The 241-nt window shown below is 57.7% G+C and carries 1 pseudogene; it reads left to right on the top strand.

Annotated elements, in window-relative coordinates:
• A pseudogene (locus JUK32_RS00240) lies at positions 1-214 on the top strand (helix-turn-helix domain-containing protein); the annotation flags it as partial.
• Positions 215-241: the final 27 nt, after the last annotated feature.

The raw sequence follows: 241 nt of genomic DNA, 5'->3' as shown, positions 1-241 counted from the left end.
ATTAGCGGCGGCTTTGCCGCGCCAGCGCCAGCAAACGCCCTCCCGTCAACCAATCTGTGATGGCGAATCAGAGGCAAGACTGATTGCCCTTCGTTGCGGGGAACCGCCCGACGGCTACGCCCGTTGGACGCTGCGGTTGCTGGCGGACAAAGTTGTGGAGCAGAAGATTGTCCCCGCCATTTGCCACGAAACCGTGCGCCAAGTTCTAAAAAAAATGAATTAAAACCGCATCTGTGCCGTC

It is taken from the genome of Halomicronema sp. CCY15110 (assembly GCF_016888165.1).
In the GTDB taxonomy this organism is placed as follows: Bacteria; Cyanobacteriota; Cyanobacteriia; order Phormidesmidales; family Phormidesmidaceae; genus Halomicronema.
The sequence above is the reverse complement of the archived record's forward strand: the minus strand, read 5'-3'. Positions and strand labels throughout refer to the sequence as shown.